Annotated in this window: 15 protein-coding genes; 8 read left to right on the forward strand and 7 right to left on the reverse strand. The window is 69.7% G+C overall.

All coding sequences use genetic code 11. The annotated features are described in order from the left end of the window. Positions 1 to 73 precede the first annotated feature (73 nt). Entirely contained in the window at positions 74 to 1,552 is a 1,479-nt protein-coding gene (locus tag AC4NN1_RS03525; protein WP_491954559.1) for an MDR family MFS transporter, read from the forward strand. A 38-nt stretch (positions 1,553 to 1,590) separates the two neighbouring features. Here the strand turns inward: AC4NN1_RS03525 and AC4NN1_RS03530 are convergent, their stop codons facing one another. Then, a complete protein-coding gene (locus AC4NN1_RS03530) occupies positions 1,591 to 1,728 on the reverse strand; it encodes a hypothetical protein (RefSeq protein WP_020097077.1) in 138 nt (45 codons plus the stop codon). 86 nt (positions 1,729 to 1,814) lie between these two features. On the opposite strand from AC4NN1_RS03530, the gene AC4NN1_RS03535 reads away from it, so the two are divergent. Then, entirely contained in the window at positions 1,815 to 2,363 is a 549-nt protein-coding gene (locus AC4NN1_RS03535) for a type 1 glutamine amidotransferase domain-containing protein (RefSeq protein WP_018188307.1), read from the forward strand. Between the two features lie 30 nt (positions 2,364 to 2,393). Here the strand turns inward: AC4NN1_RS03535 and AC4NN1_RS03540 are convergent, their stop codons facing one another. Continuing rightward, on the reverse strand, positions 2,394 to 2,960 hold the full coding sequence (locus AC4NN1_RS03540; protein ID WP_020097076.1) for a copper resistance CopC family protein: 567 nt from the start codon (positions 2,958 to 2,960) through the stop codon (positions 2,394 to 2,396). Between the two features lie 137 nt (positions 2,961 to 3,097). On the opposite strand from AC4NN1_RS03540, the gene AC4NN1_RS03545 reads away from it, so the two are divergent. After that, positions 3,098 to 3,289, forward strand: coding sequence for a hypothetical protein (locus AC4NN1_RS03545; protein WP_020097075.1), 192 nt, complete (start codon positions 3,098 to 3,100; stop codon positions 3,287 to 3,289). 10 nt (positions 3,290 to 3,299) lie between these two features. Here the strand turns inward: AC4NN1_RS03545 and AC4NN1_RS03550 are convergent, their stop codons facing one another. Beyond that, positions 3,300 to 4,223: a helix-turn-helix transcriptional regulator gene (locus tag AC4NN1_RS03550; protein WP_363458593.1), complete on the reverse strand. Its 924-nt coding sequence runs from the start codon at positions 4,221 to 4,223 to the stop codon at positions 3,300 to 3,302. A gap of 145 nt (positions 4,224 to 4,368) precedes the next feature. On the opposite strand from AC4NN1_RS03550, the gene AC4NN1_RS03555 reads away from it, so the two are divergent. Together AC4NN1_RS03555 and AC4NN1_RS03560 are read left to right on the forward strand one after the other, a co-directional pair. Continuing rightward, the gene (locus AC4NN1_RS03555) at positions 4,369 to 4,698 is read left to right on the forward strand and encodes a DUF7882 family protein (RefSeq protein WP_018188311.1); all 330 of its coding nucleotides are present in this window, start codon (positions 4,369 to 4,371) and stop codon (positions 4,696 to 4,698) included. A 20-nt stretch (positions 4,699 to 4,718) separates the two neighbouring features. Beyond that, positions 4,719 to 5,651 (forward strand): helix-turn-helix transcriptional regulator, encoded by a 933-nt coding sequence (locus tag AC4NN1_RS03560; protein ID WP_018188312.1) that lies wholly within the window; start codon positions 4,719 to 4,721, stop codon positions 5,649 to 5,651. A gap of 15 nt (positions 5,652 to 5,666) precedes the next feature. Here AC4NN1_RS03560 and AC4NN1_RS03565 read toward each other — a convergent pair whose 3' ends face one another. Then, positions 5,667 to 6,440, reverse strand: coding sequence for an alpha/beta fold hydrolase (locus AC4NN1_RS03565; protein WP_018188313.1), 774 nt, complete (start codon positions 6,438 to 6,440; stop codon positions 5,667 to 5,669). Between the two features lie 10 nt (positions 6,441 to 6,450). Then, complete coding sequence (gene ychF, locus AC4NN1_RS03570; protein WP_018188314.1) at positions 6,451 to 7,524, reverse strand: redox-regulated ATPase YchF; 1,074 nt, start codon at positions 7,522 to 7,524, stop codon at positions 6,451 to 6,453. 110 nt (positions 7,525 to 7,634) lie between these two features. On the opposite strand from ychF, the gene AC4NN1_RS03575 reads away from it, so the two are divergent. Together AC4NN1_RS03575 and AC4NN1_RS03580 are read left to right on the forward strand one after the other, a co-directional pair. Next, positions 7,635 to 8,225: a 3'-5' exonuclease gene (locus tag AC4NN1_RS03575; protein WP_491954560.1), complete on the forward strand. Its 591-nt coding sequence runs from the start codon at positions 7,635 to 7,637 to the stop codon at positions 8,223 to 8,225. 28 nt (positions 8,226 to 8,253) lie between these two features. Then, on the forward strand, positions 8,254 to 9,594 hold the full coding sequence (locus tag AC4NN1_RS03580; RefSeq protein ID WP_491954561.1) for a DNA recombination protein RmuC: 1,341 nt from the start codon (positions 8,254 to 8,256) through the stop codon (positions 9,592 to 9,594). Here AC4NN1_RS03580 and AC4NN1_RS03585 read toward each other — a convergent pair. Both AC4NN1_RS03585 and glpX read right to left on the reverse strand, forming a co-directional pair. Then, a complete protein-coding gene (locus AC4NN1_RS03585) occupies positions 9,572 to 9,853 on the reverse strand; it encodes a hypothetical protein (RefSeq protein WP_018188317.1) in 282 nt (93 codons plus the stop codon). The two genes, AC4NN1_RS03580 and AC4NN1_RS03585, sit on opposite strands and share 23 nt — an antisense overlap. Before the next feature lie 135 nt (positions 9,854 to 9,988). Continuing rightward, positions 9,989 to 10,978, reverse strand: coding sequence for a class II fructose-bisphosphatase (gene glpX, locus AC4NN1_RS03590; protein ID WP_020097071.1), 990 nt, complete (start codon positions 10,976 to 10,978; stop codon positions 9,989 to 9,991). Between the two features lie 183 nt (positions 10,979 to 11,161). On the opposite strand from glpX, the gene fbaA reads away from it, so the two are divergent. Then, positions 11,162 to 12,193 carry a class II fructose-bisphosphate aldolase gene (gene fbaA / locus AC4NN1_RS03595; RefSeq protein WP_018188319.1) on the forward strand — a complete coding sequence of 344 codons (1,032 nt, stop codon included), beginning with the start codon at positions 11,162 to 11,164 and terminating at the stop codon, positions 12,191 to 12,193. Positions 12,194 to 12,210: the final 17 nt, after the last annotated feature.

Consider the following 12,210-nt stretch of genomic DNA (forward strand, 5'->3'; position numbering starts at 1 on the left):
GGTTAGGCTGAACGACCCGCGTCGCATGCGCTCTCTCGCGCCAGCTGCCCCGCCCCTCTGTCGAAGGACTCACGTGCCCCTGTCGGACACCGCCTCCACGCCCACCCTCTCGTCCGAGTCGGCTCCGCGCCGGACCGGGCCGGTCATCGCCCTGCTCGTCGTCGCCGCCTTCGTCGTCATCCTGAACGAGACGACCATGAGCGTCGCCCTGACCGACATCGTCGCCGACCTCGGGATCACCGTCGCCACCGGCCAGTGGCTCACGACGGGCTTCCTCCTGACGATGGCGGTCGTCATCCCGCTGACCGGTTTCCTGCTCGAGCGCTTCCCCCTCCGCACGGTCTTCTTCACAGCCATGAGCCTGTTCGCGGCGGGCACTCTGATCGCCGCCCTCGCCCCCGACTTCGGGTTCCTCCTCGCGGGGCGCATCGTGCAGGCGAGCGGCACCGCGATCATGATGCCGCTGCTGTTCACGACGGTCCTCAACATCGTCCCGCCGTCTCACCGCGGCCGGATGATGGGCACCATCACCGTCGTCATCGCCGTCGCCCCCGCGATCGGACCCACGGTCTCGGGTCTGATCCTGTCGACGCTGACCTGGCACGCGATCTTCTGGGTGATGCTCCCCATCGCCCTCATCGCGATCGCCCTCGGCGCGGTCTGGGTGAAGAACGTCACCGAGACGCGCGCCGACGCCCGCTTCGACGTCCTCTCCGTTCCGCTGTCCGCACTCGGCTTCGGCGGGCTCATCTACGCCTTCAGCGCGATCGGCGAGTCCGCGTCGGGGCACGCTCCCATCCCCGTCGCGATCCCCCTCGCGGTCGGCGCCGTGGCCCTCGTCCTGTTCGTGCTGCGTCAGCTTCACCTGCAGAAGACCGACAGTGCACTCCTCGACCTCCGCACGTTCCAGACCCGGACCTTCTCGCTGGCGGTCGTACTGGTGGTCGTGGTCTTCGCGGCGCTGTTCGGCTCCATCGTCCTGCTGCCGATCTACCTGCAGCAGGTGCTCGGCCTCGACGTCCTCGGCATCGGGCTCATGCTGCTTCCCGGCGGCATCCTGATGGGTGTCATGGCGCCGTTCGTCGGCAACGCCTTCGACCGTTTCGGCCCCACGCCCCTCGTGATCCCGGGCATGATCATCGCGGCCGCCGCCCTGTGGGGCATGACGCTGTTCGACGTGAACACCGGGGTGCCCTTCGTCATCGCGGTGCACCTCGCCTTGAACCTCGGACTCGGCCTGACGTTCACGCCACTGCTGACCTCGGCGCTCGGCTCACTCCCCCGCCGCTTCTACCCGTACGGGTCGGCGACCGTGGGGACGCTCCAGCAGGTCGCCGGCGCTGCCGGGACCGCTCTCTTCGTGACGATCATGACCGTGACCACCGCCGCGCGGATGGCGGACGGGAGCGGTGAGGTGCTCGCGAAGGCGGACGGCGTCCACGCGGCGTTCGTGGTCGGGGCGATCGTCGCGACCGCAGCGGTCGGGCTCGCCCTGTTCGTCCGCAAGCCCGCCGAGACCGACGCGGACGGAGCCCCTGCGCTCGCGCACTGACCGCGGCGAAGCGAGGCCTCAGGCCGAGGCACCGCGGGTCAGTTGGTGCTGCAGCAGCCCCCGCCGCAGCACGATGCGCCCTCGTCCAGGAGTTCGAGGGCGTCCGTGTCCTCCGTCGCGTTCGACAGCGTCGAGATCGGCTGCAGGGACGGGGTCGGCAGGTTCGAGGTGGCCATGCCGTCCATGCTACGCCGCGTAACCGGCGCCGGCTCAGGGGTCAAGGGCCTGAACCTCCCGCGCCGCGCCGCTTAGCGTCGAGGGCATGAGCACCCTCACCGGAAAGCGCGTCGCCTTCCTCGCGACCGATGGATTCGAAGACAGCGAACTGACCTCCCCCTGGCAGGCCGTGACGGATGCCGGGGCCGCAGCGATCATGATCGCTCCGGACTCGGGCAGCATCACCGGCAAGAACGGGCACGAGCAGCGCGTCGACGTCACCTCCGACGACGCCGACGCAGCCGAGTACGACGCGCTCGTCCTCCCCGGAGGCGTCGTGAACGCCGACGACCTCCGACTGGATGCCTCGGCCGTGCGCTTCGCCCGCGACTTCTTCGCCCAGCACAAGCCGGTCGGGGCGATCTGCCATGCGGCGTGGCTGCTCGTCGAGGCGGACGTCCTCGGCGGTCGCACGCTCACGAGCTACCCGAGCCTCCACACCGACCTCGTCAACGCCGGGGCCACCTGGCACGACGAAGAGGTCGTCGTCGACGCCGGGCTCGTCTCGAGCCGCACGCCCGACGACCTGCCGGCCTTCAACGCCAAGCTGGTCGAGGAGATCGCCGAAGGACGTCACGCGGCGCAGACCGTCTGACCCCCCGCACCCGACGCCCCCGGCCGCGACTCAGTCGCGCGACGGGGGCGTCGTGCGTCGACGGGCCACCGCGATCGCGACGACCACCGCGACGACGACCACGACGACGATGCCGCCCACGACGAACGGCACCACAGAGATGCCGTCACCACCGGCATCCGGGGTCGCCTGCGAGGACTGCAGAGGCGTCGCGTCGCCGACCGCGAAGGGGATCGTGCCGCTGATCGGGTGACCGTCGCTGGAGACGACCCGCCACTCCACGAGGTACCCCGCCTCGGGCATGCCCGAGGCGACGGGGACGGTGAGCGTGTTCGTGTCGATGGCGGGGTCCCCGTCGGTCCAGTCCTTGCCCGAGGCATCCAGCACGACGATCTCGGCCCCCTCGTGCAGGATCGCGGCGGAGTAGGTGAGGACGACCGATGTGGGGGCCGTGCTCAGCTGCTCGTTCGGCGAGGGCGTGCTGCCGAGGAGTTCGTCGTGCGCGGACGCGGGGCCGGCGACCGTGAAGATGAGGAGTGCCGCGAGACCGGCCGAGAACGCGGCGATACGGGACCACGCGGATCGAACGGACGTCGGAGGCGGCGAGGCGACGGGCATGCGTCCAGCCTGCCATCCCCGCCTGTGCGTCGCCTGCCTCGCGGCGGCTTACCCGGGGTCCCGGTCCGGAGCAAGCCCCGAGCACCGCCTCGGCGCGGCATCTATCGTGACGACCGAACCACCGGAAGGACACCGAGATGGACACGACCGACAGCGGACCCGAAGACCTCGCCCCCGACGTGGAGGGTCCCGAGGACCGGGGCGCCCCCTCCGCCGAGGCGCATTATCTGGTGACGGAGCACGATGGCGTCACCCGGGTCGACATCGCCGACGATGCCGCGTTCCGTCCGGGACCCGGACAGGGGCAGCCCGAAGCCGACGCGGAGTAGGGCTGGAGCGTCAGACGCCGAGCAGATCCTCGGGGCGGGTGCCGTACGCGGCCAGGTGATGCCGACGGAGCCCTTCCTCCGTGAACCCCCACCGCGACGCGATCTCACTCAGATCGTCGACCGACCCCATCGCGGTTCCGACGATGTCTGCGTGGGCGGCGTCCAGTCGGACGGCCGTGAGGTGTTCCAGCGGAGAGCGCCCCGCGACAGAGTGCGCCCGGAATGCGCGTCGGAGCGCACCGCTTCCGACACCGGCCGCCGCCGCCGCGTCGTCGACCGTGATCGGGAGTGAGGCGTTCTGCTCGAAGAACGACACCGCAGCGCGGTAGGCCCGCTGCTGCTGGGCGACGCTCTCCACGCGCTGGGCGCGATCGCCGATGAGCGGGAACGCTTCGAGCGTCGACACCGCGATCGAGCGGAACATGGAGGCGCGCGCGAGATCGTTGTCGAGAGTCGCCTCGGCGGAGAACGCCAGAGCGGACGCCGATCGCCAGGCACGCAGGAGCGTCGGGTCGGCGGGACGCGTGCCGTCGAAACGCACCGTGAGGGTGTCATCGTTGTAGACGGTCCGGGCGAGGTCCGTCAACGCGTCCATCGGCAACGCGACCACCTGCACGCGAGTGTCCTGGAGGCGGCAGGCGAGGGTCGATCCGGGTTGGAAGAGGACGGGATCCGCCGCGTCGCCGCGTTCGCCGTCGATCTCCCACTCGTACCGTGCGTCGCTGTGCACCACAATGATCGCGTCGAGGTCGCACTCCGCGCTGTATCCGCCACCGATGTTCAGACGCCGCAGCGCGAATCGCTCGTCCCCGACGCTCGATTCCTCGAACGTGAGGTCTTGTGCGTCGAGATCGACACTCCCGTAACTGCGGGTGATGTAGGCCTCCGCCTCACCGAGATCGGCGGAGCGAAAATGCTCACGGAGCGCGGGCACGCTGTCCTTCTCTCCCCTGTCGACTGCGGTCCGACGGGACCCTCGTTCCCAGGGTACGTCCCGCGGTGCCCCTCGGGACGCCTCTGATACTGCGTATTACGGATGATGTGCGCATAATGGATATCACGAACGCCGAAAGGACCCCGTGGGCAAGTTCATCTACAACGACCGCATCCGAGCCGACTTCGAGGATCGCCTGCTGGCGCACCTGCAGCTGGTCATCACCACGAAGTTGCGCCGCGGCGAAGCGTTCACATTCATGTGGCGGAACGATCAGAGCCTCGGCGACGGGCGTCAGGTCGTGTGGCTGCATCCTGGTGCAGACCTGCACTGGCAGTACTTCGGCAGCCGACAGCCTTCGCTCAACCCCGCCTGGCTTGACGCGCTGAGCCACGTCGCGAACTCCCCGACGGGCCTGTACGTCGTGCCCGAGCCGCAGGGCGCCTCGGTGCCGGCATCCAGCGGATCCATCTGATGAGGTCGAGAAGATGAGGCATGCCAGCTGACGGCGCCTCCCGCGTCCTCGACACGACGCGCGAGGCGTTCGACATCAAGTCCGCCGGAGAGGCGCTCCGTCATGTCGCCTCGGGCGTGACCATCCGCGAGGCGGATTCGGCCTTCTCACTGCATCAGCGGACCCTCGGGGACGACAGGCTCAGGCTCACCCGGCTCCGCACCACGGGCTTCCTCCACGCGCACGTCGACGTGTCGGGATACGTCGCCGTCGGTCGCGTCGCCAGCGGCGGGGTGCGCGCCGTGAGCAACGACTCGCCTCTGGACGTCAGCGCCCCCTTCCTCCTGACGCCCGGCTCAGCCGAGACATGGTCCTCGACGGCCGATGCGGAGGCCATCGGCCTCGATCTCGCGGCGCTCGGAGCGTTCTCGGGCCGTGACCTCAGCTCCGCCGGACGCTTCCCGCATCGGGGCGCCCTCACGTCGGACCTGCAGGACCACTGGGAGGCGACGATCGCTCATGTGAGTCGGATCTTCGACGACGAGACCCTCCTTCGCAACGACCTGATCCGACAGGCTGCCGTCGACGCCGTCTTCGCCGCGACGGTCAGCACCTTCGGCATCGACGCCGAAACGGGCGAGTCGACTGGCGGCTCCGCGGCCGTCACCCGTGCGACGGACTTCATCGACGACCACCTCGGCGAGCCGCTCAGCGTCGCCGACATCGCCGCCGCGGCCCGTCTCAGCGTCAGGGGCCTCCAAAGCGCCTTCCAGCGGACGCTGGGCGTGACGCCCGCGTCGTACGTCCGTGCGGCTCGGCTCGTGGCAGTGAACCGCGACCTGACGTCAGCGGATGCCGAGGCGATCACCGTCGCAGAGATCGCCCGACGGTGGGGGTTCGCCCACCTCCCGAGGTTCGCTCAGCACTACCGGGCGGAGTTCGGGGAACTCCCCCACGAGACGCTTCGCCGCTGACCGGCGCCGCGGCCGTCAATCCCAGCCGAGGTAGTCCTCGATCTGGAACGCCGTCTCACCGGGATGCGTCATCGGGAACAGGTGTCCCGCATCCGGCAGGCGGACGACGCTCGTCCGGTCTGCCGCGGTCGCCTGGAGGTCGTCGCCGTTCGCGGGCGGCGTGATCGGGTCCACGGCGCCCTGGATGATGAGGATCGGCAACGACGAGGCGAGGCTCGCCCATTCGGCGACCGGTGTCGAGGCGAGCGCGGCGCTCTGGAGTTCCTCGACGTCGAGGTCGCGCGACCGCGCGAAGACATCCCACGCCACCGGGATGGAGATCCCGGGTCCGACCAGGGCGCGGACGGCGTCGGTGTCCGGCGCGTCCACGGGGGCGGAGAAGGCGCTGTGCAGGGCACGGGCCGCGTCGTCATCGAGGGCGCGGGCCGCTTCGACGCCGAGCAGGAGCACGCCGCTGGCACGACCAGGGTGATCCAGCGCCACGGTGCGAGCGACGGCGCCGCCGAACGCGTGACCGCCGATCCACGCGGAGCCGACCCCGAGGTGGTCGAGGACGTCGACGACATCCTGCGCGAGATCGTGCATGGACGCCGCGGCGCCGCCGGGACGGCGGGAGCCGATGCGGACGATCCGGAACCCCTCCTCCTCGAGGATGCTCGCGAGGCCGCCGAGGTAGGCGACGTCGAGACCCTGCGCGGGGATGAGGACGAGAGCGGGACCCTCTCCCTCGTCGATGAACGGGATGGCACGAGCCTCGGCGTCGAACACCTGGCGCTGAATCTGTGTCATGGGAGGATCCTCAGTTGTTGAAACGGAACTCGACGACGTCGCCGTCCTGCATGACGTAGTCCTTGCCCTCGAGGCGCGCCTTGCCCTTGGCGCGGGCCTCCTGGACCGAGCCGGTCGCGACGAGGTCCTCGAACGAGATGACCTCGGCCTTGATGAAGCCCTTCTCGAAATCGGTGTGGATGACGCCCGCAGCCTGCGGCGCCTTCCAGCCCTTGCCGATCGTCCAGGCGCGGGCCTCCTTAGGGCCGGCCGTCAGGTAGGTCTGCAGGCCCAGGGTGTCGAACCCGACACGGGCGAGCTGGTCGAGACCCGACTCCTCCTGACCGGTCGACGCGAGCATCTCCGCGGCGTCCTCCGGGTCGAGCTCGGCGAGCTCGGACTCGATCTTCGCGTCGAGGAAGACGGCCTGAGCGGGCGCGACCAGGGCGGCGAGTTCCGCCTTGCGGGCAGCATCCATCAGGACGGCCTCGTCCACGTTGAAGACGAAGATGAACGGCTTGGCGCTGAGCAGGCCGAGCTCGCGGATGGGGGCGAGGTCGATGCCGGATGCGGCGAGGAGCTCACCGCGCTGGAGGGCGTCCTGCGCGGCCTTCGCGGTCTCGAGCACCGAGGGGTCGAGCTTCTTGCCGCGGACCTCCTTCTCGTACCGCGTGATCGCCTTCTCGAGCGTCTCGAGGTCGGCGAGCTGGAGCTCCGCGTTGATCGTCTCCATGTCGTTCTTCGGGTTCACGGCCCCGTCGACGTGGACGACGTCGTCGTCGGCGAAGCCGCGGACCACCTGCGCGATGGCGTCGGCCTCGCGGATGTTGGCGAGGAACTTGTTGCCGAGGCCCTCACCCTCGCTCGCACCGCGGACGATACCGGCGATGTCGACGAACGAGACCGTCGCGGGGAGGATGCGCTCCGAGGAGAAGATCCCGGCGAGCACGTCCAGACGCGGGTCCGGCAGGTTCACCACGCCGACGTTCGGCTCGATCGTCGCGAACGGGTAGTTCGCCGCGAGCACGTCGTTCTTGGTGAGAGCGTTGAAGAGGGTGGACTTGCCGACGTTGGGCAGTCCGACGATTCCGATGGTGAGAGCCACGGGCATCCACTCTACGCGGCGGGCGGGCCGCCGCCGTGCGGTCCGCCGGTCCGGACCGGCGGCGGCGCGCCTCCGCATCCCCGTCGGGATCGGCGGTGAAGGTGGATCACATGGGCCTGGACTTCACCGCGATCGACTTCGAGACGGCGAACTCCTCGAACGCCTCGGCCTGCGCGGTGGGGCTCGCCCGGGTCCGCGACGGCCGCGTCGTCGCCTCCGAGGGCTGGCTCATCCGCCCTCCCGCGGGTCACGACCGGTTCTTCGAGATCAACGTCGGCATCCACGGCATTCGAGAGAGCGACGTCGCATCAGCCGCGACGTGGGTCGAGCAGTTGCCGCGCCTCCTCGACTTCGTCGGCGACGACATCCTCGTCGCCCACAACGCGGGGTTCGACATGCGGGTGCTGCGCAGCGCCTGCGAGGTGACGGGACACGTCGCCCCGCCCGCGCGCTACCTGTGCAGCCTGCACGTCGCACGGAAGACCTACGACCTGCCGTCCTATCGCCTGCCGTTCGTCGCGGCGGCCGCCGGTCACCTCGACTTCGCCCACCACGACGCGACCGCCGATGCCCTGGCGTGCGCGCAGATCGTCATCGATGCGGGCGCGCGAGCCGGTGCCGGCGACCTCGTCGAGCTCGCGATGCTGCTCGGCGTCCGCATCCCGCAGATCCCGCAGCCGGTACCCGCCCCCGCCTCCTGAGGCCCTGCCGCCGCGCGGCGACGGCGCGATGTCCGACCCCTCGGGCACGATGAACGTCATGGATGCCGCTTTCGCCACCGTGCTCGCCGTGATCTGCCTGATCGCCGGCGCCCTGGCCGCCGGCGCGTTCGTCGCCGCTCGTGAAGCCAACCGCCGCACGGACCTGCAGGCGCGCGCCTCGGCCGCCGAGGCGGCCCGTGACGCGCTGCAGGCCCAACTGGACCAGCAGCGGGCTCTTCATCGCGAGGTCACGAGCCGCGTGCACGCCGAGCAGGCGGCTCGGGACGAGCGGGAGCGTCGCGAGCAGACGGTGCTCCGCGCCCTCGCCCCCGTGCAGGAGACCCTGACGGCGATGCAGCAGAAGGTGGATCACCTCGAACGCGACCGGCAGGAGCAGTTCGGCTCGCTCGCCGAGCAGCTGCGACGGTCGCAGGAGTCGGACGAGGCGCTGCGAGCCACGACGGAGTCGCTGGCGGGCGCCCTCCGCTCCAATGGGACGCGCGGTGTCTGGGGCGAGACGCAGCTGCGCCGCATCGTCGAGTCCGCCGGCCTCACCCGCTACGTCGATTTCGACACACAGGCCTCGATCTCCTCCGACGCCGGCAGCGGTCGCCCCGACCTCATCGTGCGCCTCCCCGGCGAGAAGGCCCTGGCCGTCGATGCGAAGGCGCCGTTCGACGCCTATCTCGAAGCCAGCGCGATCCCCGTCACGGCGGTGGGCGAAGAGGGTGCACGGCGCAGTCGCCTGCTCGCGAAGCACGTCGCCGCGGTTCGCGCCCACATCGACGCTCTCGCGAAGAAGCGCTATTGGGCGGGGATGCCGTCGAGCCCCGAGTTCGTCGTCTGCTTCATCCCGAGCGAGTCCCTCCTCGCGGCGGCCCTCGAAGAGGATCCCGCCCTGCTGGAGTACGCGTTCGGACGGAGGGTCGCGCTCGCGTCCCCCGTGAACCTCTGGGCGGTCCTCAAGACGGTGGCCTACACATGGACGCAGCAAGACGTGTCGACCGAAGCGCGCCGGCTGTTCGATCTGGGCAACGAGCTGTACCACCGGCTGGGTTCGCTCGCCGGCCACGCCGACGATCTCCGCCGCGCCATCGAACGGACCGTCGACAGCTACAACCGCTTCGCAGGCTCCCTCGAGACGCGGGTGCTCGTCAGCGCACGGCGGTTCCCCGGCATCGACGACACCCAACTCGACACGCTGTCGACACCGCGTCCCATCGAATCCACCACAAGACGGCTGACCGCCCCCGAACTCCTCGACGGAGTCGAGCGCGGTGACGGTTCCGAGCACACGGCTGCCGACCTCGGAGCTCTCCGCGACCGGCTGACCGACGAGGGTGAGCTCAGGAGGGGAAGAACGTCATGAGGCCGACGACGCCCAGCGACACCGCCACGAACGCGCCGATCATCCACCATGCGCTGATCTCGTGCCCGGGAGGCATCCGTCGGCGCAACAGCACATCCGGACGACGTGCGGGGTCGTCGATCACCGGGATCTGAGCCGTCACCGGACGCGGCCCCGCTGTCGTCTGCCCCACGACCGGGATCTGTCCCGTCGGCGTGACGGGCAGGTGACCGGTGAGCGAGAGCTGACCCGTGCGCGGATCGCTGGATGCGGTGGACATGTGGACTCCTGAGGGGCGGTGGCGAGTGCCGGGGATCTCTGACACCACGGCCCATTGTGCCAGAGGCCTCGTCCGTGATCCTGGGTTGACGCCCGGCGCGTGTCTGCTATCCGGTCGCCCGGCGAGCGATCCGACTCAGAGCCACTTCGAGGTGAGGTGCTCCGACGAGATGCGGCGAAGCGTCCCGGATGCCCCGCGGAGCACGACGCTCTCGGTGTAGACGAAGTCACCCGCGCGACGCACCCCCGCCACGAGTTCGCCGTTGGTGACGCCCGTCGCGACGAAGAGCGTGTTGTTGCCGCGGACGAGGTCATCAGCTTCGTAGACGTGGTCGTCGAGCTTCAGGCCCGCGTCGATCCCGCGCTGCTTCTCGTCGTCGTCGCGCGCCCACAGACGACCTTGGATGTGGCCGCCGAGCGCCTTGATGGCGCAGGCGGTGACGATGCCCTCGGGGCTGCCGCCGACACCCACGCACATGTCGGTGCGCGCGTTGTGGCGCGCGGCGTTGATGCCGCCCGCGACGTCGCCGTCGCTCATGAGGCGCGTGCCGGCACCGGCATCCCGGATCTCCTCGATCAGCCGGGCGTGCCGGGGACGGTTCAGCACCGAGACGACGAGCTCGTCGACGGGCTTGTCGAGCGCCTTGGCCAGGCGGCGGATGTTCTCCGCGATCGGCAGGCGGATGTCGACCACTCCGACACCCTCGGGACCCGTCACGATCTTGTCCATGTAGAAGACGGTCGAGGCGTCGAGCATCGCTCCGCGGTCGGCCACGGCGATCACCGAGAGGGCGTTGTTGCGTCCTTCCGCGGTGAGTGTCGTGCCGTCGATCGGATCGACCGCGATGTCGCACTGCGGCCCCCGCCCCGTGCCGACACGCTCGCCGTTGAAGAGCATCGGGGCGTTGTCCTTCTCCCCTTCGCCGATCACGATGACACCGTCGAAGTTCACCGTGGTGAGGAACGCCCGCATGGCGTCGACGGCGGCGCCGTCGGCGAGCTCCTTCTTCCCTCGTCCGATGAACGGAACGGATCGGATCGCGGCTGCCTCGGTCGCGCGAACGAGCTCCAGCGCGAGGTTGCGGTCGGGATGCAGCGGACTCATGTCGGCAGTCAGGCTCACCATGGGCTCAGCCTAGGACCGTTGCCGCCGCCGACCACGTGTTTCCCGGCCTCGCCTGATGAAGGAATGCGGAATCTTTCCGATCCGGAAGGGAGGCTGTCTTCTGGGCGAGCGTGCCGGCTCGGGAGGGAGCGGCATCCCTTCGATAGAGTTGCGGTGAATCACTGACTTTCCCGAGGAGCTGACATGCCCGTCGCCACACCCGACCAGTACGCCGACATGCTGGACCGCGCGAAGGCAGGCGGCTTCGCCTACCCCGCGATCAACGTCTCGAGCTCGCAGACCATCAACGCCGTCCTCCAGGGCCTGACCGAGGCTGGCTCCGACGGCATCCTCCAGGTCACCACCGGCGGCGCGGACTACTTCGCCGGCCACACGGTGAAGGGTCGTGCGACCGGCGCCCTGGCGTTCGCCAAGTACGTCACCGAGGTCGCAAAGAACTACCCGATCACGGTCGCGCTCCACACCGACCACTGCCCGAAGGACGCCCTCCCCGGCTTCGTGCTGCCGCTCATCGAGGCCTCCGAGGCCGAGGTCAAGGCGGGCCGCAACCCGATCTTCCAGTCGCACATGTGGGACGGCTCGGCGGTTCCCCTCGACGAGAACATCGAGATCGCACGGGACCTGCTCCCCCGGATGAAGAACATCAACGCGATCCTCGAGATCGAGGTCGGCGTCGTCGGCGGCGAAGAGGACGGCGTCCAGCACGAGGGCTCGAACGACGCGCTCTACACGACCGTCGCCGACGTGACCAAGGCCGTCGAGGCCCTCGGTCTCGGCGAGAACGGCCGTTACATCTCGGCCCTCACCTTCGGCAACGTGCACGGTGTCTACAAGCCGGGCGGCGTAAAGCTCCGCCCCGAGCTCCTCGGTGAGATCCAGGAAGGCATCGCCGCGCACTTCGGTACCGGCCCGAAGCCCCTCGACCTCGTCTTCCACGGCGGCAGCGGCTCGTCGGACGATGAGATCGCCACCGCGGTCGCCAACGGCGTCGTGAAGATGAACATCGACACCGACACGCAGTACGCCTTCACCCGCTCGGTCGCCGGCTTCATGCTCGCCAACTACGAGGGCGTCCTGAAGCTCGACGGCGAGGTCGGCAACAAGAAGCAGTACGACCCGCGCGCGTGGGGCAAGGTCGCCGAGTCGGCGATGGCGCAGCGCGTCGTCGCCGCCACGCAGCAGCTCGGCTCGGCGGGCAAGTCGCTCGGCGTCTGACCTCCCTCGTACGACGA

The organism is Microbacterium sp. MDV22-iso44 (genome assembly GCF_058629135.1).